This is a genomic window from Corynebacterium sp. HMSC14B06 (genome assembly GCF_001807075.1).
GTDB lineage: Bacteria > Actinomycetota > Actinomycetes > Mycobacteriales > Mycobacteriaceae > Corynebacterium > Corynebacterium jeikeium_D.
In genome coordinates this window covers 16895-41673 of the sequence record NZ_KV787368.1, presented here as the reverse complement: position 1 = coordinate 41673, position 24779 = coordinate 16895, and the positions used below count along the sequence as shown (strand labels likewise).

Genomic DNA, 24779 nt, shown 5'->3' with positions numbered 1-24779 from the left:
CTGAGCGTGTTTCGTGTCACACTTGACCTTATGACGCGTTTGAAAGTGCTTGCCGACGTTGACACGGGTATCGATGACAGTCTTGCTCTCGTCTACCTCGCGGGGTTGCATACCGCAGGCGAGATCGAGCTGGTGGGTGTGACCTGCGCAGGTGGTAACACCACTGCGGCATGGTCTGCCCGTAATACCAAGTACATGCTGAATCTTTGTGGTTGTCCGGAGGTTCCGGTCGTCAGCGGTTTCGAGGGGCCCGCTGACCGTGAGCTGACCACCACGCCTGAGACTCATGGCCCGTACGGGCTGGGCTACAACCTGGCGCCACCGGCCGTCATCTACGAACCGGGGCGCGCAGGAGCGGCGGATCCGCTGGCGCTGTGGCGCCAGGTCATCGAGCAGGCACGGTCGACGGGGGAGAAGGTGCACCTGCTGGTCACTGGCCCTATGACCACCTACGTGGCCGCTTTGAAGAAGTACCCGGAACTCATGCGGGAGCTCGACGGCGTGACCATTATGGGTGGTGCTGTGGAGTACCACGGTAACGTTACCGAGTTTGCGGAATGGAACTTCTGGGTTGACCCCACCGCGGTCATCGAGGTCTTCGGCACCGCGGGCGCTGTGGCCGTCGAGCGCCCGGAGGATGCCGTGCGCAGCATCGCCACCGCCGCAGGCGCGCCGGTGCCGACGCTGGTTCCGCTCAATGTCACCGAGACCATCACCATTAGTGATACTGAGATTGAATCCTGGCGAGATGCCGGTATGAACCCGGAGCTACTGCGTGTTCTGCGTCGCTCACTGAAGTTCTACTTTGAGTTCCACCAGGGAGTTGGAGTCGGTTACAAGGCGCAGGTTCATGACCTCTTTGCCGCGATGGTGGCCGTCGGTGCGGTGACCGGGGAAGTGGAGAAGATGCGTCTCGTGGGCGTCGATAAGCGAACCTTTGCAGATGAGCCAGCACGCCGCGGCCAGGTGGTGGAGGATTCAGCCGGAGCGGTGGCGAATGTTGTCCTGGCCGCTGACCGTGAGGTGGCGCTGGCTGAGTTCCAGCGGGTGTTCCCGCGCTAGGTTCCCGCCCGTGCCCGCCGCGGTGAATCAGCTCGCTGTCGTATGCTGGAGGCAATCAATTTAACAGCTGCTGGTTGCGCAGCGTATGTGCCGTAGACGAAAGCGAATTTATCTCGATGTTCACCCCTGAAGTCACCGGAACCCCGTACCAGCCGGGAGCAACGCGAGTTCTGCTGCTCGGCTCTGGCGAGCTCGGCAAGGAGGTGACCATTGCTTTCCAGCGTCTTGGCGTTGAGGTGCACGCTGCCGATCGCTACGAGCATGCACCGGCACACCAGGTCGCTCACCACGCCTACGTCTTGAATATGTCGGATTCCAGTGCACTGCGGGATCTGATTCTCCAGGTCAAGCCACACTTCATCGTCCCTGAGATTGAGGCTCTGGCAACCGAGGTGCTGGCAGAGGTCGAGGAAGATGAGACGCTGGACGTCACCGTTATTCCGACCGCACGGGCGACTCAGCTGACCATGAACCGAGAGGGTATTCGCCGCCTGGCTGCGGAAGAGGTGGGGCTGCCGACTTCCCGCTATCACTTCGCCTCCAGCTTTGATGAGTTCACCGCAGCTGTTGATGAGATTGGCTTCCCATGCGTGGTCAAGCCGGTCATGAGTTCCTCGGGCAAGGGACAGTCCACGCTGCGTTCGCCGGAGGATGTCCAGGCCGCGTGGGATTACGCCATGAGTGGCGGTCGCGTTGAGTCCGGTCGCGTCATCGTGGAGGGCTTCGTCGATTTCGACTATGAGATCACGCTGCTGACCGTGCGCTCCGTGGATCCGGAGACCGGCGAGGGGGCAACGTGGTTCTGTGAGCCCATCGGCCACCGTCAGCAGGATGGTGACTACGTTGAGTCCTGGCAACCGGCTGCCATGAGCGAAAACGCCCTGGACAATGCTCGCTCTGTCGCCGCGCGCATCACCAACGCGCTGGGCGGTCGCGGTATCTTCGGCGTCGAGCTGTTTGTCCGCGGCGATGAGGTGTGGTTCTCCGAGGTCAGCCCGCGTCCGCACGACACCGGCATGGTCACCATGGGTACGCAGCGTTTCTCCGAGTTCGAGCTGCACGCGCGCGCAGTGTTGGGTCTGCCTATCGACGTCACGCTGGTGTCCCCGGGAGCCTCCGCTGTCGTCTACGGCGGTGCTGACATCGAGCAGCCGGGTTACACCGGGCTGACGGAGGCCATGGCTATTCCGGAGACCGATATTCGTATCTTTGGTAAGCCGGTTGCCGGCCCGCGTCGCCGCATGGGTGTTGCTGTTTCGACCGCGGATTCTGTCGATGCTGCTCGTGAGCGCGCATCGGAGGCGGCATCAAAGATTAAGGTCGTCGAACTGGGGTAGTTCGACGACCTAGTGTGCGCTGCTGGTGTTGCTTGGGAAAGGAACGCTGCAGCGCACTTTTTTGTGCCCGCTGTGGTGCGTAAGCTACTTGATCTACTTGGACTTCTGTACCGGTGGCTCGGCCGACCAGGGGAAGACGATCCAGTCATCGGTGTGCTTCCAGACGTAGTCCGGTGCAATCTCCGAGCGGGACTTGCCGTAGAGCACAGCGGAACGGACTTCAGCGCCGTGCTTCTTGAGCAGGTCGAGCACCAGATGCAGCGTGCGACCGGAGTCGGCCACATCGTCAACGACCAGCAGGCGGCGGTTGGAAATCGATTCGATGTCCAGGAGCGGCTCCAGCAGAACCGGATCCGGCAGGGTCTCCGCCACGTCGGTGTAGAACTCGACGTTGATGGCGTCAGAGAGCTTGACGCCCATGGTGTAGCTGAGTGCGCCTGCTGGCAGCAGGCCACCGCGGGCCACGGCGATAATAATCTCCGGGTCGAAGTCCGAGTCGACAATCTGCTGTGCCAGTTCACGGGAGGCGACGCCGAAGCCTTCCCAGGTCAGAACTTCCTTGACGTCCAGGTTGGATGAGTCTGCATGATAAGCCATGTATTAACTCTAATCCGAAGATCGACTGACGTGCACAATCAACTGTCCGGTTAGACCCGATGCGCTAGCTCGCGACGGTCTCCACAACAGCTTCGTGCACAGCTTCGGCCACGTCATCGGCATCTGGCTGCTTTGCGACGACCGTGGAGGCCGCAACCATGTCAGCCCACTCGACCAGCTTCTTGCGCTCGCGGCCTTCGGCTTCGCCCGCGGCACGCTCGGCGGCGTCGAGTGCGTGCCAGCCCTCCCAGGTGGTGACCTGGAGGCCCTTGTCGGCCAGGAACTCGTCGACGTCGTTATGCGTGGGCTTTGCAGGTGCGGCCAGGCGACCTGCCTCCCAGTCGGCGATGAGGTTGCCGACAGCTTCGTTGGCATCGCCCTTGGTGTTACCGATTAGGCCGACCGGGCCACGGCGAATCCAGCCGGTGGTGTACAGGCCCTGGATGTGGTTGCCGTCGATGTCGTCAAGCACGCGGCCGCCGGCATCTGGGATGGTGTGCGTGCCGGTGTCGAACGGTACGCCGGTGACTGCGTCGGAGCGGTAGCCGACTGCGCGGTAGACCGCACCGACCGGCCATTCGGTGAACTTGCCGGTGCCGCGGACGCCACCCTCGCCGTCGAGTTCGGTGCGTTCGGTGCGGATAGCGCTGACGTGCTGTACTCCATCTTCACCGGTCTCGCCGATGATTTCGACCGGGGACTCGAAGAAGTGGATGAAGAGCTTGTGCGGGGCGCCCTTTGGCTCGCGGATGGCGTAGTTTTCCAGAATCGTACAGACCTGATCGGTGATCTTGGACTCGCGACGGGACGTTTCGGAGGCGGCATCGTACTGGATGTCCTCCGGATTCACGACAACCTCAATGGTGTCAGAGTGGTCCAGTTCCTTCAGCTCCAGTGGAGTGAACTTTGCCTGAGCCGGACCGCGACGGCCAAAGACATGGACTTCGCGGGCGGCATTCTTTGCCAGGCCGTCGTAGACGTTGTCGGCGATTTCGGTGACGTGCAGCTCATCGGCAGTCTTGGCGAGAATACGGGCGACGTCGAGACCCACGTTACCGACGCCGATCACAGCGACCGACTCAGCAGAGAGGTCCCATTCGCGAGCAAACTCCGGGTGGGAGTCGTAGAAACCTACGAACTCACCGGCGCCGTAGTGCTCCGGCAGATCCGAGCCCGGGATGTTCAGATCGCGGTCGCCGGTCGCGCCAGTGGCGAAGATGATGGCGTCGTAGAACTGGCGCAGTTCATCAACGCTGACCTGCTTGCCGACGTCCACGTTGCCCAGCAGTCGAACCTGCGGCTTGTCCAGCACTCGGTGGAGGGACTTAATGATGCCCTTGATTCGCGGGTGGTCTGGCGCAACACCGTAGCGGATGAGGCCGAACGGCACTGGAAGGCGCTCGTAGAGGTCGATGGCGACATCGCGGCCGGACTTCATCAGCGCGTCGGAGGCGTAGATGCCGGCCGGGCCCGAGCCAACCACGGCTACACGCAGTGGCGTGGTGGAGTTGGCGAGATCGGGCAGTGAGGAAGCGGCCGTGTTCTGGGCTGCAGTCTGGTCGTTGGTCATTGGGTGGAATCCTTTTTCTACGTTTTCTTTGTCGCGATTGCTTATCGTAGACCAACCGGTCTATGCTTGCTGAAACAGAATATAGACAAACTGGTCTACAAAAAGCAAACACAAAACACCGCAAGAATCACTGCTTTGGCTTGAGAGGGTTTTGCTGCGCATCGCTTCTGCTGAATGAGCTCTGAAAGGGGCTCGTCGTGCGAGCATCGTGGCAACGGCAGGCTCTGGTTGGGTAAGCGGGGAAGGGCTTGTCATGGAAAAACTCATAGTCTTCGTGCTAATCGGCCTTGGCGCGCAATTAGTCGACGGCACTCTGGGGATGGCTTTCGGTGTCACCGCTACTTCGCTGTTTATTGTCGCTGGTAGTAGTGCTGCCACTGCGTCGGCGGTGGTTCACGTAGCAGAGGTGGGTACGACACTGGCCTCCGGTATTTCACACTGGCGATTCGGCAATGTCGACTGGCGACGCGCGCTGAGTCTTGGCGTGCCGGGTGCTATCGGTGCCTTTATTGGTGCGACCTTTTTGGCGAATCTCGACGGTGATGCCGCGACGCCTGTGACCTCGACAATCTTGCTTTTCCTCGGTCTGTGGGTGATTATCCGCTTCGCCTTTTTGGCCAATGTTAAGCGCAAGAAGAAGGCCTGGGGGGCGAAGAAGCTCGCTCCGCTGGGGCTCTTTGGTGGCCTGCTTGATTCCACTGGAGGCGGTGGTTGGGGGCCTGTTACCACCTCAACTTTGCTCGGCGCTGAGGCTGACCAGCCGCGCAAGATTATCGGTACTGTCTCTGCGGCGGAATTTCTCGTTGCCTTGGCGGCTGTACTGGGCTTTTTGCCCAAGCTGCGGGAGGAATTCACTCAGCATGCCGCACCGGTAATTGGTTTGTTGTGCGGTGGTGTGATTGCGGCACCCTTGGCTGCGTACCTGGTGGGGCGCATTAATCCGCGGCTGCTTGGGATTGCGATCGGCGGCGTGTTGGTGGGGCTGAATATTCGCACTCTGTTTTCGTCGCTGGTTTCTGGGGGCGTACTGACGACAGCGCTGCTCGTGTGGGCTTTTGTTGTCGTTGTGCTGGTGCTGTGGGCGCGTTCGCACGACACTCTTCCGGGGCTGCGTCAGCGGGTCCAACTTGAGCCGACTTCTCAGTCTTCCTCGGCTGATGTGCCTAGTTCTGGATCTCCATCACCCGCTTCGGTTGATGCCGGGGCCGAGGATGCTTCTGAAGGTGTCAAAGTGGGTGCGAAAAACGGTGTCCGCGTGGGCGAAGCGGAAGTCCGCTAGGTATCCGAGCGTGTCCCGGCTTGCACTAGCCAGACTGGTCGGTCTAATGTTGCCTGCAATGCAACGTAGACCAAACGGTCTATAAAGATTAGAAACTAATTCGGTCAACGAGAACAAAACGAAAGTGATTCGGTAGATTCCCCATGAGCTCTCCTACGAAAACCGCCGAGCGTCCAGCTTCCGCAGCGGCTACCCGACGTAAGAAGCGCGCACCGAAGCCACAGGGGCAGTGGCTTATCGACGGCCGCGAGCCACTTAACGACGACGAGCGCATTAAGAAAGAAGATGCTGGCATCGCCGTTAAGCAGCGTGTTATCGACATCTACTCCAAGCAGGGGTTTGACTCCATCCCCGCGGAGGACCTAGCGCCTCGCTTTAAGTGGATTGGCCTCTACACCCAGCGCAAGCAGGGGCTTAGCGGTGAGCACACCGGCGTGAAGACCAACGCCGAGCTGCAGGACAAGTACTTTATGCTCCGCGTCCGCCTCGACGGTGGCCAGACCACCACCGAGGGCATTCGCACCATCGGCGAGATTTCCCGCGACTTCGCCCGCGACACTGCGGACTTCTCCGACCGCCAGAACGTCCAGCTGCACTGGATTCGCGTCGAAGATATGCCGGAGATCTGGGACCGCCTTGAGCGAGTTGGTCTCGACACCAACTTTGGCTGCGGCGACGTTCCCCGCGTTATTCTAGGCAGCCCGGTTGCCGGTGTTGCGGCCGATGAAATTGTCGACGGCACCAACGCCATCCGCCGCATCAAGGAGGAGTACCTCTCCGGCGACGAGTTCTCCAACCTACCGCGTAAGTTTAAGTCGGCAGTTTCCGGTTCCCCGCGTCTCGATGTCACCCACGAGGTCCAGGACGTTGCCTTCGTCGGTGTCAATCATCCAGAGCACGGCCCCGGTTTCGACGTTTGGGTCGGTGGTGGTCTCTCCACCAACCCGATGCTCGCCCAGCGTCTCGGCGCCTGGATCCCAGAGGACGAGGTTCCCGAGGTATGGGCGGGCGTGTGCCGCATCTTCCGGGACTACGGCTACCGTCGCCTGCGCAATCGTGCGCGTCTGAAGTTCCTCGTTGCCGAATGGGGCGCGGAGAAGTTCCGCCAGGTACTCGAAGACGACTACCTCAACCGCAAGCTTATCGACGGCCCCGCACCCGAACCTTTCGAAGGCGACCGTGACCACATCGGCGTGCACAAGCAGGCCGACGGTCTCAACTACGTCGGTGTTAAGCCCGCTGTTGGCCGTGTTCCGGGCTCTGATCTGGTCAAACTCGCCGACATCGCCGAGCGCCACGGTGTTTCCCGCGTCCGCACCACCGTGATGAAGGAGCTCATTCTCCTCGACGTCGCCGACGACCAGGTCGACTCCCTGCTCGCAGAACTCGACGAAATTGGCCTGTCTGCCAAGCCCTCAGCTTTCCGACGGGGCATCCTGGCCTGCACCGGCCTAGAGTTCTGCAAGCTCGCACTTGTCACCACGCGCCAGCGCGCAATTGATTTGGTGGGCGACTTGGAGGAACGCCTCGGTGACCTCGACGTCCCAATCACCATTGCGCTCAATGGCTGCCCGAATGCCTGCGCCCGCACGCAGATTGCCGACATCGGACTCAAGGGGCAGATTGTCACCGACGACGAGGGCAACCGTGTCGAGGGTTTCCAGGTTCACCTCGGTGGTTCGCTGGGGCTCGATGCCAACTTCGGCCGCAAGGTTCGCGGACACAAGGTCACCTCGGCAGAACTGGGTGACTACATCGAGCGCGTCGTCAATCACTTCAAGGAGCAGCGCCACGAGGGTGAACAGTTCCGCGAGTGGATTGTCCGCGCTGATGAGGAGGACCTGAAGTGAGTGAATCTCCCAATGGGGTTCGGTCGCAGGGGCCGTCGTCAAGCGAAAAAGACGAGACGCCAGCGCGACTGGGGATCGGTGGCCGAAGCGCACACCCCAATCCGAACCGGGGTGCGGTGATGCATTGCCCTTACTGCGGCGGTGATGATCTGTGGCCCGACCTGGAAACCGATTACGCCTGGCAATGCCGCGAATGCTGCCGGGTATTCACAGTGAAACTGCACGGACATATCGATAGAAAGGTGGCGTCATGAGCACGGGACTGAAAACCGCTGAGGTCATTAAGACTCAGGAGGCGCTCGCGCGTGAAGACGCGCTGGACAACCCGGAAACTGCTCGCCGTCTGATTGAGCTCGCACTGGAGTGGGGCTCCAAGCTGGAGACTGCCACTGCTGGGGAAGTACTGGAATGGGGTGCGGAGCACCTGCACACGCCACTGGCCGTGACCCTGTCGATGCAGGACACAGTGTTGGCGGAACTGGCTGCTCGGCACGCGCCGGAGGCAGATCTGATTTTCCTGGATACCGGTTACCACTTCCCGGAGACCCTCGACGTGGCAGAGCAGGTCGCACAGCGTTACGACAACCGACTGCTGTCGATTGAGCCGAAGCGCACCCGCGCCGAGCAGGACGCCGAAGAGGGCGTCGATCTGTACAAGACCGACCCGACGCGATGCTGCGCATTGCGGAAGGTCGAGCCGCTGTCTGCCGTGAAGCGCCCCTACGAGGGCTGGGTCACAGGTCTGAAGCGCGTCGACGCGCCGACCCGCGCACACACGCCGGTACTGGAAATCGACAAGACTGGTCGCATCAAGCTCAACCCGCTGGCCACCTGGACAGATGAGGATGTTGCCCAGTACATCGAGGACAACGACCTCATTGTGCATCCGCTGACGCAACAGGGGTTCCCGTCGATTGGCTGCGCGACATGCACCGCGCGAGTGGCAGAGGGTGCGGATCCGCGCTCGGGTCGCTGGGCGGGCTCCGAGAAGACTGAGTGCGGATTGCACCTCTAGTTCGAGCGGCTAGCAGACAGCTACTTGCCGCCAGCCACTAGCCACCTGCCGATAACCGATATCAGCCAAAACAGCGCAGTTGCAACAGCCAACACAGCCCCCAACAGAAAGAACCCCCCATGACTAGCTCAACCACCGTTTCCGTACAAAACCGCCTCGACCCGCGGCTTGCCGAGCTGGAAGCCGAGGCCATCGACATTATTCGCCAGACCGCCGGTCAGTTCGACCGTCCGGCACTACTTTTCTCCGGCGGAAAGGATTCCGTCGTCGTGCTCGAGCTGGCCAAGCGCGCCTTCGCACCGGCGGGTATCCCGCTGGAGCTGCTCCACGTCGACACCGGCCACAACTTCCCCGAAGTTATTGAATTCCGCGACAAGATTGCCGCTCAGCCGGGCATCAAGCTGCACGTAGCCAAGGTCCAAGACTGGATCGACAGCGGCGTGCTCACCGAGCGTGCCGACGGCACCCGCAACCCCTTGCAGACAGTGCCGCTGGTGGAGACCATTGCCAACCGTGGTTACGATGCCGTTCTCGGTGGCGCCCGCCGCGATGAGGAGAAGGCCCGCGCAAAGGAGCGCGTGTTCTCCGTCCGCGACTCCTTCGGCGGTTGGGATCCACGCCGTCAGCGCCCTGAGCTGTGGGGGCTCTACAACGGTCGCCACGCCGCCGGAGAGAACGTCCGCGTTTTCCCGATCTCGAACTGGACCGAGGCCGACGTCTGGGCCTACATCGAAGCCCGTGACATCGAACTGCCGCCCATCTACTTCTCCCATGAGCGTGAGGTGTTCAACCGCGGCGGTATGTGGCTGGCACCGGGCGAGTGGGGTGGACCCCGCGACGGCGAGACCCTCGAGGTTCGCACTGTCCGCTACCGCACTGTCGGTGACATGAGCTGCACCGGCGCTGTCGAATCGACTGCCACCACTATTGCCGAGGTCATGGAGGAACTTCGCACATCCAAGCTCACCGAGCGCGGCGCTACCCGCGCAGATGACAAGTTGTCCGAATCCTCCATGGAAGACCGTAAGAAGGAAGGTTACTTCTGATGAGCCAGCCAAATTCCCCAGCTACCCTGATTTCCGCTGACCGCGCCACTCGCGCTCGTCGCACTCTTCGCCTGTGCACCGCTGGCTCCGTCGACGACGGTAAGTCCACCTTCGTCGGTCGCCTGCTGCACGACACGAAGAATATCCTCGCTGACCAGTACGAGGCCGTCGTCGCCTCCTCACAGGCGCGCGGTCAGGAAAACCCGGACCTGTCGCTGCTGGTCGACGGTCTGCGGGCCGAGCGTGAGCAGGGCATCACCATCGATGTCGCCTACCGCTACTTCGCCACCGACGTCCGCTCCTTCATCCTCGCCGACTGCCCAGGTCACGAGCAGTACACCCGAAACACCGTCACCGGTATGTCCACCGCCGAGGCCGTCGTTTTGCTTATCGACGCGCGCAACGGCGTCGTGACGCAGACCAAGCGTCACGCAACGGTGGCCGGTCTGCTGGGCGTTCGCCACGTGATTTTCGCAGTCAACAAGATTGACCTACTGGACTACAGCGAAGAGGCCTTCCGCGCCATTGAGTCGGATGTGGCAGCACTAGCAGAGCGCCTGGGTCTGCAGAACACCTTCGTTGTTCCAGTGTCGGCTCTGGTCGGCGACAACATTGTCGATTCTTCTGAGCACACTCCGTGGTACGAGGGGCCGACCGTGCTGGAGCTGCTGGAAAACCTCAACATCGGTGCCGACCTGGAAACCGATGCCGAGGCTGACCTGCGCCTGCCCATCGACTATGTCATTCGCGATCACGCCACTGAATACCGTGGTTACGCCGGCCGTATCGCCGCAGGTAGCGTGCGTGTGGGCGATGTTGTCTCCGTAGACGCCAACCGTCAGGCTACGGTCACGAAGATCACCGTGGCAGCTGAGGATGTCACTGAGGCCGTGGCCGGCCAGTCGGTGGCCATCAGCCTGGATGCCGAGTTCGACCTCGCCCGTGGCGACCTCATCAGTGGCACGCGCCCGGAAGACGTGCGCCGTTTCTCCGCCGTGGCCGTCCACCTTGCAGACAAGCCGTTGGCAGTCGGTCGCGTCGTAGAGGTGCGCTATGGTGCCGCACTGGTGCGTGGTCGTATCGCTTCCGTCGATGCGCTCATCGATATCGAAACCGGTGAGCCCACCGGTGTGGCTGATCAGCTTGCAGTCAACGACGTCGCGGAGATCACCGTCGAGGTCGCACAGCCGCTGCCGGTCGATGCCTACCGCGTCGGTGGCCGTGTCGGTGCATTCCTGCTCATCGAGCCGGGCACCGGTGACACCCTCACCGCAGGCCTCGTGCGTGGCGCTGCCCAGTAGAGCCGCCAGGTAGAGAAACCAGAAAGCACAGCTAGCGAGCCTGAGGAGACCATCGATGACCGCACTGATTCTGCTTGCGCACGGTTCTCGGCACTCAGAGACCAAACCGGTGCTCGAAGACGTGGTCGCGCTCGTGCGCGAGAAGATGCCGCTCACCCGCCTGGATGCGCCCTCTCAGATTCGCCTCGCCTGGCTGGACCTCGACGAGCCCTCGCTGGATACCGTATGTGCCGAGCTCGCCGCTGCCGGCGAGACTCAGGCACTGGCTGTACCGCTGCTGTTCACCGATGCGTTCCACTCGCGAGTCGACGTTCCCGAGCAGGTTCGACTCTGCGATCGGCATGGTGTTGACATCACAGTGGCTGAAGGACTCGGGCTTGGCGACGGCACGAAGCGCGCCGTCGTAAAGCGAATCATCGAAGCGGCGGAGAATGCATCTTTTTCCTGGCCGGTCGATGCGCTGGTGATGGGGGTCGGCTCCTCTGATGAGGATGCCAATGCGGCGGTGCACCAGTTTGCGGCAAACCTTGGCGGGATGCTGCCGGGACATGTGAGCGCGGCATTCGTGGTCGGTCCTGAGAAAATCAAGGGAGCCGATGCTGTGGCCGCGGCGCAGGAGCGCGCGGCCAAGCGCGGACGCGGACTCGTAGTGGTGCCGCTGTTTACCGCGCCGGGCCTATTGTGGGATCGAGTCATCGATGCAGGCGCTGCCGACGGTGCTGGTCAGGTGGCTTTTGGTGAGCCATTGGCCGAGCTGTTGGCGCCGATTGTGTGCTGCCGCTGGGACTCGCGCGCCGCGTACACGGACGTGAAGGTAGTGGCGTAGCCGACGCTTTTTATCCGTCCTAGTTACTCGCCGTTACTCGCCCTTGGAGTGGGTGACCATCTCATCCCACTCGACGTACTTCTTGCGTTCGCGACCCTCGGCCTCGCCGGCGGTGCGTTCGGCAGCATCGAGCTTGTGCCAACCTTCCCAGTCCAGGTAGTCGATACCCTTGGACTCCAGCAGCTCGTTGACAGCGGACAACTCCGGCTTCGACGGGTTGAATTTCTTGCCCTCAGCGGCATCGGCCAGCAGATTGGCTACGGCCTCATTGGCATCGCCCTTGGTATTACCAATCAGGCCGACCGGTCCGCGGCGAACCCAACCGGTGGTGTAGAGGCCAGTGATGGCCTCGGCTGCTTCATCCTCGGTGTTGTCGGATTCGATGACTCGACCACCGACGTTGGAAATGACATTCTTCACGTTGTCGAACGGGATACCCGGCAGCGCATCAGAGCGGTAGCCCACGGCGGAGTAGACAGCGCCGACCTTCCAGTCGGTGGTCTCGCCGGTCGGCCGCAGCCCGCCAGCACCGTCGTATTCCATGCGCTGAGTGCGCAAGCCTGTCACATGCTGCTGGCCGTCGGTACCCTCCTCGCTGAGGATTTCCACTGGCGACTCGAAGAAGTGAATGTAGAGCTTGTGCGGTGCGTTCTTTGGCTCACGGATGGCGTAGTTCTCCAGGATGGTGCAGACCTGGTCAGTGATCTTGGAGTTGCGACGCATAATCTCGGATGCGGAGTCGTAATCAATATCGCGCGGATCGACAACGACCTCGACGTTCGGTGAGTAGTCGAGCTCCTTGAGCTCCAGCGGGGTGAACTTGGCCTGTGCCGGGCCGCGGCGGCCGAAGACGTGGACTTCCTTGGCCTTATTTGTCTTCAGAACCTCGTAGACATTGTCCGGGATTTCTGTGACGTGCAGTTCCTCACCGGTCTTCGCCAGGATTCGGGAGACATCCAGCGCGACGTTGCCGACTCCGACGACGGCCACGGACTCCGCCGAGAGATCCCAGGTGCGCTCAAAGAGTGGATTGCCGTCGTAGAAGCCCACGAATTCACCAGCACCAAAGTGCTCCGGCAGATCCGCACCCGGCGTTGGCAGCGCGCGGTCGCCGACGGCACCGGTGGCGAAGATGACGGCGTCGTAATGCTCCTTTAATTCGTCGAGCGTGATGTCCTTGCCGAACTCAACGTTGGAAAACAGGCGCAGCTCCGGCTTTTCCATCACACGGTGTAAGGCCATAATGATGCCCTTGATACGTGGGTGGTCGGGGGCGACGCCGTAGCGGATTAGACCAAATGGAGCCGGCATCTTTTCAAACAGATCGACTTCCACGTCAGTACTGGATTTCATCAGTGCATCGGAAGCATAAACACCGGCCGGGCCAGAGCCAATTACGGCAACGCGGAGCGGGCGATTCATGAAGCGTGTCCTTCTTTCTCTAATGCTTTACGACGGCCACGAGACCGCGGCGTAAGTAGCTGCCAGCGGTGACCTCGTGGGGGAAAGGAGTTATTGGTGAGCTATCGGTTTATTCGACATTCCCAATGGTAGCGCCCCCAATCGTAGCGATAACTTACGAAAAATCGAGAGGCGAGCATCACATCATCGGTGAGATGCTTTTGAAGGCGTACAAAACTAAATGTGACCTTAGTCACGTCCAATGTGGGAATTTGGGATAGTTCACTAGAAAAACCGCATAAAACCCGCGATTATGCGGGAAAATTGTTGGAATCTGTGGGGAAAAGTGTGGCTACCAGGGGTAACCAAAGAGGTTTGAGTCCGTCGTGAGATGTAAGGTGACTCACAATAAGATGAAAATAATGATTTGGGACTCAGCGGGATTGGAAGCTCAGCATGATCTTGAGCCTCCGGCAGTCCAATGGCTCGAGCCAAGTCAACGTTCAAATAAGTCAACGATTAAGCGCAGTGCGAGAAAGGAACGTCGGTGAGCGATAAGAACGCCCAAGCGTCCACCAACAACTCCGCAGTCCTGATTACTTCAGTGGACCGCGCAGACGATCTACAGGATGTCATTACGGCATTGTCTGAGGCACTGGGTGGGGCACGTTGCCTCCACACTGTCGGTGGGGCTCACGGCGCCACTGTGGATCAGGTTGTTGTGGATCCGGAATCCGCGCTTGACACCATCGTCAGTGCTGTTGAGGACGACCGCGCTGCTAACGAGGGGGCGGCTGTTCTGACCGGCTCCGGCAACCTCGATTTTGACTTCCGCATCGCCACCGTCGCCGGTGCCGGTGTCATCGTTGTCGCTGGTGGCGAGGGCTGTCACACAGAGGCCGCAAAGGCTCGCGTTCGTTTGGCGCTCAGCAGTGCAGCTCAGCGTCACAGCGAGGTACTCGCTGTTGTTCTCACAGGGGAGGAAGCAGTCGAGGCTGCTAAGACTCTCGATCTCGACGTTCCCGTTGTTGCCGTTGACGATGCTGAGGGGCTTCGCAAGGTCGTAAGCCGCGAGGTCACCGCAGTGATGACTCCACAGCGTTTCCAGTGGTGGCTGTTGCAGCGCGCCAAGACTGATAAGCGCCACATTGTGCTGCCAGAGGGGGATGATGACCGCATTCTTGAGGCCGCTGATTACCTCCTGCGCGAGGACATCTGTGAGCTTACTATCCTCGGTGACCCGGATGCTATGAAGGCGCGCGCCGCCGAACTTGGTTTTGACATCGACGCCGCCCATCTCTGGAACCCACAGACCTCCGAATATGTTGAGCAGTTCGCGGAACAGTTCGCAGAGATGCGCAAGGCCAAGGGGGTCACGCTGGAGCAGGCCCGTGAGACGATGCAGGACATCTCCTACTTTGCGACGATGATGATTCACAACGGGCTTGTCGACGGCATGGTGTCCGGTGCAGCCCACACAACTGCGCACACCATTCGTCCGTCCTTGCAAATCATTAAGACCAAGCCGTCGGCTTCCACGGTGTCGTCGCTGTTCCTCATGGTTATGGACAACTCGCTGTGGGGTTTTGCGGACTGTGCGGTGCTGCCGAAGCCGGCTCCGGAACAGCTGGGTGAAATCGCGGTGGTATCCGCCGAGACTGCAGCTTCCTTCGGTATCGACGCCCGCGTCGCCATGCTGAGCTACTCCACTGGAGCATCCGGCACAGGTGAGGATGTTGACCGTGTGAAGGCGGGTCTGGCCAAGGCCAAGGAGCTGGCCCCGGACCTCGCTGTCGATGGTCCGCTGCAGTTCGATGCCGCTATTGACCCGTCTGTGGCTGCGAAGAAGATGCCGGATTCCTCCGTTGCGGGTAAGGCAACTGTTTTCGTGTTCCCGGATCTGGACGCCGGTAACATCGGTTACAAGATTGCCCAGCGCTGTGGTGGTGCATTGGCAATCGGCCCGATTCTGCAGGGCTTGAACAAGCCGGTCAACGACCTCTCTCGTGGCGCCACGGTGCCGGACATCATCAACACGGTTGCAATTACCGCTATTCAGGCTGGAGGAAACTAATTATTATGTCCCGTCACGTACTTGTTTTGAACTCCGGTTCCTCCTCTATCAAGTTTCAGCTGGTAGATCCAGAGAAGGACTCAACGCAGCCGCCGTATGTCTCCGGTCTGGTGGAGCGCATTGGTGAAGAAGACGGCATTATTAATCTGAAGTTCTCCGGACAGAAGATTGAAATCACTGAGCCTATCGCTGACCATGCCAGTGGCCTTGACCGCGCGTTCGAGCTGATGGATGAGCACGGTGTTGGTCCGGAGTCGGTGGATATTGCCGCCGTCGGTCACCGCGTCGTTCACGGTGGTCGCCTGTTCTCTGGACCGGAGCTGATTACCGACGAGATCGTGGGCATGATCCGCGACCTTATTCCGCTGGCGCCGCTGCACAACCCGGCCAATATTGTAGGCATCGAAGAGTCTCGCAAGCTGCTTCCGGACGTGCCTCACGTCGCCGTCTTCGACACTGGTTTCTTCCACACCATGCCGCCAGCTGCTGCTCTGTACCCGCTAAATGCAGAGGTCGCATCGAAGTTTGATATCCGTCGTTACGGCTTCCACGGCACCTCGCATGAGTTTGTTTCCAAGCAGGTGCCGGACCTTCTGAATAAGCCGGCAGAGGAAATCAACCAGATTACGCTGCACCTGGGTAACGGTGCGTCGTGTGCGGCTATCCGAGGTGGCCAGGCGGTGGATACCTCGATGGGGCTGACTCCGCTGGCTGGTCTGATGATGGGCACTCGTACCGGTGACATTGACCCGGGCGTCATCTTCCACCTCTACCGCAACGGCATGAGCATCGATGAGATCGACAATCTGTGCAACCGCCAGTCTGGTTTGAAGGGTGTCTCTGGTGTCAATGACTTCCGAGTCCTGCAGGAGCGCATGGATGACCACGACCCGGATGCTTGGGCTGCATACCAGATGTATGTTCACCAGCTGCGCCGCTACATCGGCTCGTACATGCTGATTCTCGGTCGTCTCGATGCCATCACCTTCACCGCCGGTGTCGGTGAGAACCACGTCGGTATCCGCCGTGATTCGATGGCTGAGCTTGAGAACTTCGGTATCAAAATTGATGACGAGCTCAACTCCCAGCCGAATGACGGCCCACGTCTGATTTCGGCGGATGACTCGAAGGTCAAGGTCTTCGTGGTACCGACCAATGAGGAACTGGCCATTGCCCGCTACGCAATGAGCTTCGTGGACTAGTTCTTTGGACCGGAACCCTGACGAGTAGGCAGGGTTGCGGTAACCCGTAATCGACGGCTGCCGTGTACCTCACCTGTTGAATCCGCGACTGTAACTCAACAAAAACTCAACAAAAATGAGCTCGCCCCCACTGTCCTCCAAACTGGAAGACTCTAGTGGGGCGAGCTCATTTTTCACCGCCGGGGCGACTGCGCCTATGCCTCAACAGGCTCAGTCACCCGGTCATCGTTTCAACGCATCAGCGCAGCTAACTACCAGATGTAGACGCCGTCGCCGACCTGCAGGGTATCGAAGTACTTCACAGCATCATCGTGGTTCAGGTGGATGCAGCCGTGGGACATCTGATTAACAGAGCCCTCGTGGAAAGCTTCGCCGTCGTTGGTGAAGTACACCGAGAACGGCATCGGGCCGTTGTAAGGACGGGACCACTCATCGCGGACCTTGCGGGTAACGCTCAGGTGGCCACGGGTGGTTTCGTAACCTGGCATACCGGAGGACATTGGCACCGGACCGTAGGTGATGTTGCCATTTTCCTGCAGCCAGGTCTTCTGGTTAGCCAGGTCAACGCATGCGCGGGCGTTCGGCGGGCACGGGTTGTTTGGCTCTGGGCGTGGTTCAGGGCGTGGCTTCTGCTCTGGCTGTGGAGCAGGGGCAGGCGCCGGCTCAGGCTGCGACGGCTCGTCCTGGCCCCCCAGCAAACCGAAAATCTCGTTGACAACGCGGGTGGCTTCGGCCTTCTGTGCGGCTGGCAACGGCAGGCTGTCGATGGCGCTCAGCAGCTGAGTTTTGACCTTGTCCGCCACCTGCTTGTTGTTTTCAGCGAACTTGAAGTTTTCATTAATCAGAGCGACGACCGAATCCGGCAGCTTCACCGAAGAGGAATCCAGTACCTCAGAGAGCTCAGGGGCAAGGTCGCCCGAATTCAGAGTCGAGATCTCCGGCAGCTTGAGGTCCCGAACACTCTGGCTAAGCGACTGCAGGTCTGGGGAAACCGGCAGGGCAACGGCAGTGCCGGACCCAATACCAAAGGCAGTGGTGAGGGCTGCAGCGCTGATAATTACGCGCTTAGCGCTGCGGAGAGAGGATTTCGAAGAGGCAAACATAGAGGATATCTTAAACCACGAAAGGCAATTCTCTCTTTATTCACCAATTCTGGGGTGGCGCTCAGGCCCACAACAGCATGTTTGACCAGGTTCGGTAAGGAGCTGTTAGAGAGCTAACGCCAAGTCCGTGGCCGAATGAGATTTGCGATATCCACCAAGTTGTAGCGGTGTCGCGGAAACTGCGAAGAGCGTGCCAGCATCCGTAAGTCTTTTTCCAATCCTTCACGCAGGCCGGCCACGGTAAAGGGCGCATCGAAAAGACCATTGGAGCTAGCTGCATGGTCGAGGTTCGAGCTGCGCAACCAGTTCAGCGCGGACGCCATCACGGCGATGCGTAGCTGTGGCATGCGCGGTTCATTCGTCGGCAGCTCCACCAGACGACGCGCAGCACGGCGAATTCTCGATTCAGTTAACTCGGAGGGCATCCCTGAGGTGAGCATCAGAATCGTCGTCAAACGTGCCATGCGATGGTGACGGGAGTTACCGGGTACGCGGTCAAGCTGGGAGATAGCCATTTCGTGTTGGCGCTCAGAGGCCAGCTGACGAGCTAGCCCGAAGGCGGAGGATACCGTCGTCGGGTTGGCCGCCCACACGACGGCGTAGAGACGCAGGGTGTTGAAACGAATGGTCTGAGGCGACAGGGACTCGCTGGCCCAGGCGGGGGAGAAGATCTCGGGCGTATCGGCAGCGACATTATCCAGCGCGCTGCTCAAGTTCGCGGCGGCGCGGGCGACAGCGGGCTCGAGGAGAGATGCGTTGGCGATGCCCAAGCGCTGTTGAATCAACTCGAGAGTCGCTGCCAGCGCCAACTTCGGGGCGGGCTCGCCGGGCAGCATCGTCAGCACGTGGTGGAACGAGGCGAGGGCATCGTTGAATTGGTCGAGAAGCAAATAAGTCACGCCCTCGTACCAGTGGTAACGCCAATCGCGCTGCAAACGTTCAGAGACATCGCGGAGGCTGTCGCGGGCCTCATCAATTAATCCGAGGTCCAGTTTCGCACGCACGATGCCCAGTGGAATTTCCACCGAAGAACCATACTCGGGTTCGGACAGAGCATTGGTCAGTGCCTCGATAAGTTCGTTGGGCTCCGTAAATGACGAGGCACTCAAGATGCGCGCACCCGGATCTGTCGGGTTAATCAGTGGTACAGGCAGCGCGAAGGTCACTTCTTGCGGAGTGATTTCCACGCCGCGGGTGATGCCGTCGACAAGCTGATCGGTGCGGAACACCAGGTGCTTGGTGCCGTACGTGGAACGCTGCGGCGAGAAATTCGACACCGCCTGCGGGAATTGCACGCCGTCGCGCACCGCCAGAATCTCGCGCAATACGCCGATGAGCTGCACACTCATCTCTTCGGCAGAACCGAAGCGAGCCTCCGGGTTCTCGTGGCAAGCGCGTAGTAGGAAGCGGTAGAGCGAGTAAAAACGGCGGAATAGAGGCTCTTCGACAGGTGAGGGTAGCCCCGGGTCGTAGACGCCGTTGGTCGCCGGCAACTTCAGAATCAGCGAGGCCAGCGTGCGGCCGACTGTGTAGATATCGCTGGCAATCGTTGGTCCCGTCGTGGCAATCTCCGGCGCCTGGAAACCGGGCGTGCCGTAGATATGGCCGTAGGCGCCGATGCCGGTGACCGCGCCAACGTCGATAAGCGTGACGTGGTCTTCGCTGAGCAGCACGTTGTCCGGCTTCAAATCGTTGTAGACAACGCCGCGCGAGTGCAGGTAATCCAGCGCGGGGAGCAGCTCCAGGATGTAGCCAATCGCCAGGTCACAGGGCATGACGCCGTCGGGGTAGCTCCGTCGCTGCTTGCGTAACGACGGGCCGCCGACGTACTCCATCACAATGAAGCCGGTGGCGCTGTTGGCGTCCGTCTCATCGATGAAGTTGATGATCTTCACAATTCCCGGATGCGAGATTTCCGCGAGGAACTCGCGTTCCGCCTGGACTACGGCGAAATCCTTCTCGTTTTTCGCTGCCATCATGCCCTTGAGCACGACCCAACGATCCGAGACATTGTGGTCAATCGCCAGGTAAATCCAGCCGAGCCCGCCGTGGGCAATCGGGCCTACGATCTCGTACTGATCCGCCACGATATCGCCGGCTTTCAGGCTCGGCGCCGGCTTATTCGTCGCTCGAATCTTCTCATCACTCATTACTGCATCGCGCGGATCCTGCGTTGTGATGTACGGCAGGTGCACCATGCCGTCGGCGACAGTGCGTCCGCGGTGTGCATTCGATCGCCTCCGGCGGAAGTCCTCCAACGCTTTCCGGTGCGAGGCCATCGACGGATCTGGCGTCTGGGCGCCGGGTTGGGTCGTCGCGCTTGACGACGAGCCCCCGCGCCCCAACAATTCGGCGATATCGAACTCTTCGTCATCGTCATCATCGTCCGCAAAAGGGTCGAAGGCGACAGCGGCAGTGCCGGGCTCTTGTTCGTCGTCTTCATCGGCGAATGGGTCGAAGGCGACGGCCTGAGTGGCAGCTGCCTCTGCCTCTGCGTGAGCATCCTCCTGGGGCTCCGGCGTGTACTGGGGATGCTGGGCTTGCTCGGATTGCTGGGCTTGTTCGGAGAACTGGTTTTCGTCGCTCATCGGTTATCCACCTCGCCTTCTGGAGCAGCTTCCGGTGTGGGGGAGATTCCAAGTATGTCTTCATCGTCGCCGTACTGTGGCGATGGCTGTGTACCGCTTGGCAGGAAGGGGCCGAACCAAGTGTCGTAGAGGGACTGCCAGGTGCCATCGCTGGCCATACGCTCCAGGGTCGCGTTGATTTGGCGAACTAGGCCTGGGTTCCCCTTGGATACACCGGCCGCGTAGCTTTCCTCGTTCAAGCCCCGCTGGACAATGGCGGTAGCCGGATCTTGGTCGTTGATACCAGCGAGGATGGTGTCATCGGCAACGACAATCTCTGCCTGGCTGTTTTGAAGTGAAATGAGGCAGTCCGACCAGTTACCGACCAACAGCAGCGTATTGTTCGGCGAGAGCCGTCGAATCAAATCCTCGGTAGTGGATCCCCGGGAAACGCAGATGCGACCGTCCTCGACGTCCTCGGGGGAAGCATCGCCACCCGGCGAAGAGACTAGAACTCCAGCTCGTGCTGTCAAATACGGTGTGGAGAACAGCACCCTTTCGCGCCGGGCATCGGTGACCGTCATAGTGCGCAAAACGACATCGACAGTGCCGTCTTCGAGTGCGGCAGTGCGTTCGTTGCTGTCGACGAACCGAAACTCGACAGCATCGGGATTGTCAAAGATGTCCCGGGCAATCTCTTGTGCCAGGGATACTTCAAACCCCGAGAGCTCTCCGCTGCTGAAGTCGCGGAAGCTGAGCAGGTTCAATGATTGGTCAACACCAACGATGATGCGGCCGCGCTGGTAAATCTCCGGGATTCGCTCTTCCGGTGTTTGGTCATCGGGGGCGAGTGTGGACAGATCTGGGGTGTTGGCTTCTGCCGCAGGCTTCCTCGAGGAGGCTTTGTCGTAGAACGCGCCCGGTGGCAGGGGGAAGTCACCGGTGGCCTCCAGGATTGTGCGCGAGTAGGGATCGTCGGCAAGCGAATCGGTCGCGCAGGCACTGACGGTGAGCCCGGCGATGGCGAGTGCACCAAGGACGGCCCCGCGCCGCCAACCGGCGAGACTGTGGAGCGACGGGGAGAACGAAACAATCATAGGTACTCCAGAAGCCGGTGTCGGAAGCCGAAAACAACCAGAACTGCCGCGATGACGGTCAGCGTAACCGTGGCGAGGGATAGTGCCGCGATAGCGCGACGGGATTGGTCGAGGTTCTCACGGGCGGTCAGGCGGGACTCGGCGATGGAATTCTGTAGCGACTCATCGACCTGGTTGAACGCAGTCGCCGACGAGCTGGCATTATCCACATCGGTCGCGATGCGAACCGCACCGGCGTAGTCGCCTGAACTCAAGTGCTCCATCATCAGGTTGTGGCCGGACTCCCAGCTGTAGATACCGTGGATAGCGGCTCTGACATCGTCGTCCGGCGCGTTGGTGTCCACTCTTTCCAGCTCGCCGACCAGGGTGCGCACCGACTGCGAGAAGGACTCCGCATCCGCGGGCTGACGGCGCACTAAGCCGAGGGTTTCGCTGGCGCGTAGCTGCTGGGCATCAATGCGTACTTGGGTTAGGGCATGAACGTCCGGGCGCTGCTCTCCGAAGAGGGAGTTAGACTGCCACGGCTGAGTGGTGGCGATTCCCACACCGACAAGTGCGATGGCCATCAGCATGGTTGCACCAAACAGGCCGACGTTGAATAGTCGACCGGTGCGGCGAGTCAGCCACCACTGTGTGATTAGCAGCATCAAAATTGCCGCTGCCAGGCCTGACATCGGGAAAAGAGGTGGCTTCGATAGTTCGCGCTGCTCCTCATTAGTCGTGGTACTGGTGCGTTCGTAGAGCGACTTTGCAGCTGGCAGAATCTGGACCTGCATCAAGTTTGAGGCAGAGGCGAGGTACGCGACACTGACGGGGTTGCCCTGGCGCGCATTCGCGCGAGCTGTCTCGACCATGCCGGTGTAGACCGGCAACAGTCGCTGTACAGTCGCGACATCCTTCATCTCTGGATCATCGACGTTTTCAATGCCCGTAGCTGCGCGGGTAGCGGACATGGATGCTTGTGCGATGACATCGTCGAAGTTGCTGACCAAGTCCTGGCTGCTGTTGAGTGTGCCGCGGGAAAAAGCGGTGTTGGCGGACGCATCGGCAATCGTCAGCGAGGCATAGAGATTCTGCGAGGCATTGGCCATCGGCTCGCTCAGTTGCGAAATTCGGGTGAGCTGCTGCTGGCGTTGCGAGGTTGTTTGCCACATGGATAGGCCGGCTGCCAGGATAGCGACGATGAGGATGAGGGCGACTATGGTCAATCGGCCCGGTGACGTTATCAAAAATGACGCTGACCGGCGCACATACGTGGCCGACGGGCCGAGCTTGTCATAGAGGCGCTCACCGAGAAAACGTGTCAATCTCCGGTTGCGCGGGCCAATCTCCAGGGCATCCACGCGCAGGTCTGTATCGCGCGGAGAGTCTGCCAGGGCTGTTGGGGTTGCGGCCGTTGCTGGGGCATTAGCCGAGGACTCTGTAGTGTCCAGAGCAGTTGATGGTGCCGCGCTCTCGGGAGCCGGGGTGGCGGCGGGAGTATCTTTCGATTCCTTTGCCGCCTGAGCCGCAGTGTGTATGTCTAAGCTTTCGCCACCGGGAGTGGTGCGACCGCTGAAACGAGTTCGGCGTGGAGCGCGATTCTTGCGGTGGAATGGGTTTCGGCTTTTGTCGTGGGCGCGGGAATGAGGCGCACTTGAAGTGGTTTCACCCATGTGCACGTGTCCTTCCGACGTGACCGAAGTCGCCTGCGACAATCTCTCCGCTCAGAGCAACGTTAGTTCCTTGCAAATCTTAGTCGCTCGGGCTTGTGACGGAAAACACAAGGGTATCTGGCGTAGGGTGGAGACATGCTTCAGGATGGAAATGGTTGGGCGGCCGGCCCCAACGGTACGCGCTGCTGGGGACGCTTCGGAGCTGCAGGGCTGCTGATTGTGAGCCCTCAGCGCACGGTGCTTATGCAGTATCGAGCTGACTGGACATCGTTCCCCCTAACGTGGGGTGTTCCTGGTGGGGCTTGTGATTCTCATGAGACTCCTGAGGCGACCGCGCTGCGTGAAACGGCTGAGGAAACTGGGCTGCTGGAGCATCAGCTTCGCATCCTCGACACGCAGGTCACCACCGGGCCCTTCCCGGCCGATCCGGACCGCCCCGAGCTCGCCGGCGGCTGGAAGTACCACACGGTCTACGCACTAGCTGCCGAAGAGCTGGAGACGAATCCGAACGAAGAGTCTCTAGAGCTGCGCTGGATTCCGCTTGACGACGTCGACAGCCTCGATCTGCTGCCGCCTTTTGTGGAATCGTGGCCCCGGGTGCGCGCGCACCTCGAGAAACTGCTGGAGGCCCTTGACTAGGTGTCGGCTTCGCACCTACCGGCGCTCTCTGCGTCGACTACTTGGAGTCGGCAACTGCTGCCGCGCCAGCGGCCAGCGCGGTGACGGTCAGGACAGACGGCCATGCGCCAATCTTCTTAGCCAGCGGGTGTGAGAGGCCGAAAGCGCCGAGGTAGGCGGCCACTAGGCCAGCGGCTCCCAGGGCGCCGGTCTTTGCGCTCCAGGTGCGTGCTGCGTATGCGCCGGCGGCACCCAAGATGACGCCACCGAGCGGACGAATGCCTGTTTCGCGAGCGGTGAGCCAGCCGCCGATGAGGCCAGTGGCCACGAGCGGAGCGGTCTTTACGTCTTTTGCCTTCTTCAAAGTAATAGCCATAAGCATCATCGTACCTAGTAAGAAGGGCTTGGCGGCGCGCTTTTAGAACGGCTCCTGGCGGCGCTGGTGCTCCTCAACATAGCTTTCCGAGTGCTCCGCCAGCTTCAGTAGCGAGGGCAGTGCCTTAATGAGCGCACGAACGTCCTTTTGCGACATTGTCCGCACAATTTCGTACACCAGCGCACCCCAGTGGTCGATAAGTTGCTCCAGCAGCGTCTCGCCATCGCTGGAGACATAGAGGTTCTGCGCACGGCGATCCTTTGCATTGTTCTCGCGTTCAATCAGTCCGTTGTCGAGTAGACGGCGAACTGTTGCCGAAACGTTGGACGGGCGCAGGAAACGCAGGCGTGCAATGTCGGATACGCCGCAGCCCGGGTGGGTTGAAATAAAGTGCAGTACTTCCATTTCCGACTGGGAAATGTCCATCCTGGCATTCGGGCGCTCACCGAGGCGGCGAGTCGACGCAAGGAAGTCATACAGGCCGATGGAAATCTTCTGCACGCTTTCGCGCAGGGATTCATCGGACTCAGTCGAGTCATCCGCGGTGGGGAAGCCGCTCGCTGGCTCCGGGGTAGTGGTGCGCTGAGGGGAGCGTGCAGAAGTCATGATCTTCCTTCCCGACGTAATGAATTGATGTTCTGAATAAACACCTTATATCGTCGAAATAACTTTCTGTGGTGAAAATTTGTAGATTGAACAAAAAGTTAGACTCATAAGTGTTGTGCGGGTGCTTTATCGCCCATTTCTGCCCCTGATTTTAGGGGCTGGCAGCAAAGACTCCGCTTTACGACGGCCCCAGCGAC

At 60.3% G+C, this 24779-nt stretch carries 20 protein-coding genes; 11 read left to right on the top strand and 9 right to left on the bottom strand.

Annotated features, from left to right (window positions below; genetic code table 11):
- The first annotated feature begins 30 nt into the window (after positions 1–30).
- Entirely contained in the window at positions 31–1062 is a 1032-nt protein-coding gene (locus tag HMPREF3130_RS04230) for a nucleoside hydrolase (RefSeq protein ID WP_049189472.1), read from the top strand.
- A 116-nt stretch (positions 1063–1178) separates the two neighbouring features.
- A complete protein-coding gene (gene purT, locus HMPREF3130_RS04225) occupies positions 1179–2399 on the top strand; it encodes a formate-dependent phosphoribosylglycinamide formyltransferase (protein ID WP_070429386.1) in 1221 nt (406 codons plus the stop codon).
- Between the two features lie 93 nt (positions 2400–2492).
- Here the strand turns inward: purT and HMPREF3130_RS04220 are convergent, their stop codons facing one another.
- Both HMPREF3130_RS04220 and HMPREF3130_RS04215 read right to left on the bottom strand, forming a co-directional pair.
- Positions 2493–2996 carry a phosphoribosyltransferase gene (locus HMPREF3130_RS04220; protein WP_048734520.1) on the bottom strand — a complete coding sequence of 168 codons (504 nt, stop codon included), beginning with the start codon at positions 2994–2996 and terminating at the stop codon, positions 2493–2495.
- A 64-nt stretch (positions 2997–3060) separates the two neighbouring features.
- Complete coding sequence (locus HMPREF3130_RS04215; RefSeq protein ID WP_049189473.1) at positions 3061–4566, bottom strand: FAD-dependent oxidoreductase; 1506 nt, start codon at positions 4564–4566, stop codon at positions 3061–3063.
- Positions 4567–4819: 253 nt separating this feature from the next.
- Here HMPREF3130_RS04215 and HMPREF3130_RS04210 point away from each other — a divergent pair, with 253 nt between their 5' ends.
- The 6 genes from HMPREF3130_RS04210 to HMPREF3130_RS04185 all read left to right on the top strand — a co-directional run bounded on the left by HMPREF3130_RS04210 (position 4820) and on the right by HMPREF3130_RS04185 (position 11883).
- Entirely contained in the window at positions 4820–5845 is a 1026-nt protein-coding gene (locus HMPREF3130_RS04210; protein WP_049193775.1) for a sulfite exporter TauE/SafE family protein, read from the top strand.
- Between the two features lie 143 nt (positions 5846–5988).
- The gene (locus HMPREF3130_RS04205) at positions 5989–7695 is read left to right on the top strand and encodes a nitrite/sulfite reductase (protein WP_016421533.1); all 1707 of its coding nucleotides are present in this window, start codon (positions 5989–5991) and stop codon (positions 7693–7695) included.
- 250 nt (positions 7696–7945) lie between these two features.
- Positions 7946–8710, top strand: coding sequence for a phosphoadenylyl-sulfate reductase (locus HMPREF3130_RS04200; protein ID WP_048734528.1), 765 nt, complete (start codon positions 7946–7948; stop codon positions 8708–8710).
- A gap of 119 nt (positions 8711–8829) precedes the next feature.
- The gene (gene cysD / locus HMPREF3130_RS04195; RefSeq protein WP_070429385.1) at positions 8830–9756 is read left to right on the top strand and encodes a sulfate adenylyltransferase subunit CysD; all 927 of its coding nucleotides are present in this window, start codon (positions 8830–8832) and stop codon (positions 9754–9756) included.
- A complete protein-coding gene (locus HMPREF3130_RS04190) occupies positions 9756–11057 on the top strand; it encodes a sulfate adenylyltransferase subunit 1 (protein ID WP_049189478.1) in 1302 nt (433 codons plus the stop codon). Before cysD ends, HMPREF3130_RS04190 begins: the two co-directional genes overlap by 1 nt.
- A gap of 55 nt (positions 11058–11112) precedes the next feature.
- Positions 11113–11883, top strand: coding sequence for a sirohydrochlorin chelatase (locus tag HMPREF3130_RS04185; protein WP_049169883.1), 771 nt, complete (start codon positions 11113–11115; stop codon positions 11881–11883).
- 33 nt (positions 11884–11916) lie between these two features.
- Here the strand turns inward: HMPREF3130_RS04185 and HMPREF3130_RS04180 are convergent, their stop codons facing one another.
- On the bottom strand, positions 11917–13305 hold the full coding sequence (locus tag HMPREF3130_RS04180) for an FAD-dependent oxidoreductase (protein WP_049169886.1): 1389 nt from the start codon (positions 13303–13305) through the stop codon (positions 11917–11919).
- Between the two features lie 727 nt (positions 13306–14032).
- Between HMPREF3130_RS04180 and pta the strand changes: the two genes are divergently transcribed.
- Complete coding sequence (pta, locus tag HMPREF3130_RS04175) at positions 14033–15358, top strand: phosphate acetyltransferase (protein ID WP_224783755.1); 1326 nt, start codon at positions 14033–14035, stop codon at positions 15356–15358.
- Positions 15359–15363: 5 nt separating this feature from the next.
- A complete protein-coding gene (locus tag HMPREF3130_RS04170) occupies positions 15364–16560 on the top strand; it encodes an acetate kinase (RefSeq protein ID WP_049193781.1) in 1197 nt (398 codons plus the stop codon).
- A 251-nt stretch (positions 16561–16811) separates the two neighbouring features.
- On the opposite strand, the gene HMPREF3130_RS04165 is transcribed toward HMPREF3130_RS04170, so the two are convergent.
- The 4 genes from HMPREF3130_RS04165 to HMPREF3130_RS04150 all read right to left on the bottom strand — a co-directional run bounded on the left by HMPREF3130_RS04165 (position 16812) and on the right by HMPREF3130_RS04150 (position 22982).
- Entirely contained in the window at positions 16812–17663 is an 852-nt protein-coding gene (locus HMPREF3130_RS04165; protein ID WP_070429383.1) for a L,D-transpeptidase, read from the bottom strand.
- A 113-nt stretch (positions 17664–17776) separates the two neighbouring features.
- Positions 17777–20251: a serine/threonine protein kinase gene (locus tag HMPREF3130_RS04160; RefSeq protein ID WP_070429382.1), complete on the bottom strand. Its 2475-nt coding sequence runs from the start codon at positions 20249–20251 to the stop codon at positions 17777–17779.
- Positions 20248–21327: a glutamate ABC transporter substrate-binding protein gene (locus tag HMPREF3130_RS04155; RefSeq protein WP_070429381.1), complete on the bottom strand. Its 1080-nt coding sequence runs from the start codon at positions 21325–21327 to the stop codon at positions 20248–20250. The genes HMPREF3130_RS04160 and HMPREF3130_RS04155 overlap by 4 nt, the downstream gene beginning before the upstream one ends.
- The gene (locus tag HMPREF3130_RS04150; RefSeq protein ID WP_070429380.1) at positions 21324–22982 is read right to left on the bottom strand and encodes a hypothetical protein; all 1659 of its coding nucleotides are present in this window, start codon (positions 22980–22982) and stop codon (positions 21324–21326) included. The genes HMPREF3130_RS04155 and HMPREF3130_RS04150 overlap by 4 nt, the downstream gene beginning before the upstream one ends.
- Before the next feature lie 135 nt (positions 22983–23117).
- Here HMPREF3130_RS04150 and HMPREF3130_RS04145 point away from each other — a divergent pair, with 135 nt between their 5' ends.
- Positions 23118–23621, top strand: coding sequence for an NUDIX domain-containing protein (locus HMPREF3130_RS04145; RefSeq protein WP_049189483.1), 504 nt, complete (start codon positions 23118–23120; stop codon positions 23619–23621).
- A gap of 37 nt (positions 23622–23658) precedes the next feature.
- Here the strand turns inward: HMPREF3130_RS04145 and HMPREF3130_RS04140 are convergent, their stop codons facing one another.
- Positions 23659–23976 carry a hypothetical protein gene (locus tag HMPREF3130_RS04140; RefSeq protein WP_187403920.1) on the bottom strand — a complete coding sequence of 106 codons (318 nt, stop codon included), beginning with the start codon at positions 23974–23976 and terminating at the stop codon, positions 23659–23661.
- A gap of 42 nt (positions 23977–24018) precedes the next feature.
- Positions 24019–24582 (bottom strand): MarR family winged helix-turn-helix transcriptional regulator, encoded by a 564-nt coding sequence (locus HMPREF3130_RS04135; RefSeq protein ID WP_016421518.1) that lies wholly within the window; start codon positions 24580–24582, stop codon positions 24019–24021.
- Between the last annotated feature and the right edge of the window lie 197 nt (positions 24583–24779).

Coding starts and splice junctions, on each gene's coding strand:
- HMPREF3130_RS04190 (WP_049189478.1), top strand. CDS start 9,756: ATGAGCCAGCCAAATTCCCCAGCTACCCTGATTTCCGCTGACCGCGCC.
- HMPREF3130_RS04160 (WP_070429382.1), bottom strand. CDS start 20,251: ATGAGCGACGAAAACCAGTTCTCCGAACAAGCCCAGCAATCCGAGCAA.
- purT (WP_070429386.1), top strand. CDS start 1,179: ATGTTCACCCCTGAAGTCACCGGAACCCCGTACCAGCCGGGAGCAACG.
- HMPREF3130_RS04165 (WP_070429383.1), bottom strand. CDS start 17,663: ATGTTTGCCTCTTCGAAATCCTCTCTCCGCAGCGCTAAGCGCGTAATT.
- HMPREF3130_RS04200 (WP_048734528.1), top strand. CDS start 7,946: ATGAGCACGGGACTGAAAACCGCTGAGGTCATTAAGACTCAGGAGGCG.
- HMPREF3130_RS04215 (WP_049189473.1), bottom strand. CDS start 4,566: ATGACCAACGACCAGACTGCAGCCCAGAACACGGCCGCTTCCTCACTG.
- HMPREF3130_RS04185 (WP_049169883.1), top strand. CDS start 11,113: ATGACCGCACTGATTCTGCTTGCGCACGGTTCTCGGCACTCAGAGACC.
- HMPREF3130_RS04205 (WP_016421533.1), top strand. CDS start 5,989: ATGAGCTCTCCTACGAAAACCGCCGAGCGTCCAGCTTCCGCAGCGGCT.
- HMPREF3130_RS04170 (WP_049193781.1), top strand. CDS start 15,364: ATGTCCCGTCACGTACTTGTTTTGAACTCCGGTTCCTCCTCTATCAAG.
- HMPREF3130_RS04155 (WP_070429381.1), bottom strand. CDS start 21,327: ATGATTGTTTCGTTCTCCCCGTCGCTCCACAGTCTCGCCGGTTGGCGG.
- HMPREF3130_RS04145 (WP_049189483.1), top strand. CDS start 23,118: ATGCTTCAGGATGGAAATGGTTGGGCGGCCGGCCCCAACGGTACGCGC.
- HMPREF3130_RS04150 (WP_070429380.1), bottom strand. CDS start 22,982: ATGGGTGAAACCACTTCAAGTGCGCCTCATTCCCGCGCCCACGACAAA.
- HMPREF3130_RS04135 (WP_016421518.1), bottom strand. CDS start 24,582: ATGACTTCTGCACGCTCCCCTCAGCGCACCACTACCCCGGAGCCAGCG.
- HMPREF3130_RS04230 (WP_049189472.1), top strand. CDS start 31: ATGACGCGTTTGAAAGTGCTTGCCGACGTTGACACGGGTATCGATGAC.
- HMPREF3130_RS04210 (WP_049193775.1), top strand. CDS start 4,820: ATGGAAAAACTCATAGTCTTCGTGCTAATCGGCCTTGGCGCGCAATTA.
- HMPREF3130_RS04140 (WP_187403920.1), bottom strand. CDS start 23,976: ATGGCTATTACTTTGAAGAAGGCAAAAGACGTAAAGACCGCTCCGCTC.
- cysD (WP_070429385.1), top strand. CDS start 8,830: ATGACTAGCTCAACCACCGTTTCCGTACAAAACCGCCTCGACCCGCGG.
- HMPREF3130_RS04220 (WP_048734520.1), bottom strand. CDS start 2,996: ATGGCTTATCATGCAGACTCATCCAACCTGGACGTCAAGGAAGTTCTG.
- HMPREF3130_RS04180 (WP_049169886.1), bottom strand. CDS start 13,305: ATGAATCGCCCGCTCCGCGTTGCCGTAATTGGCTCTGGCCCGGCCGGT.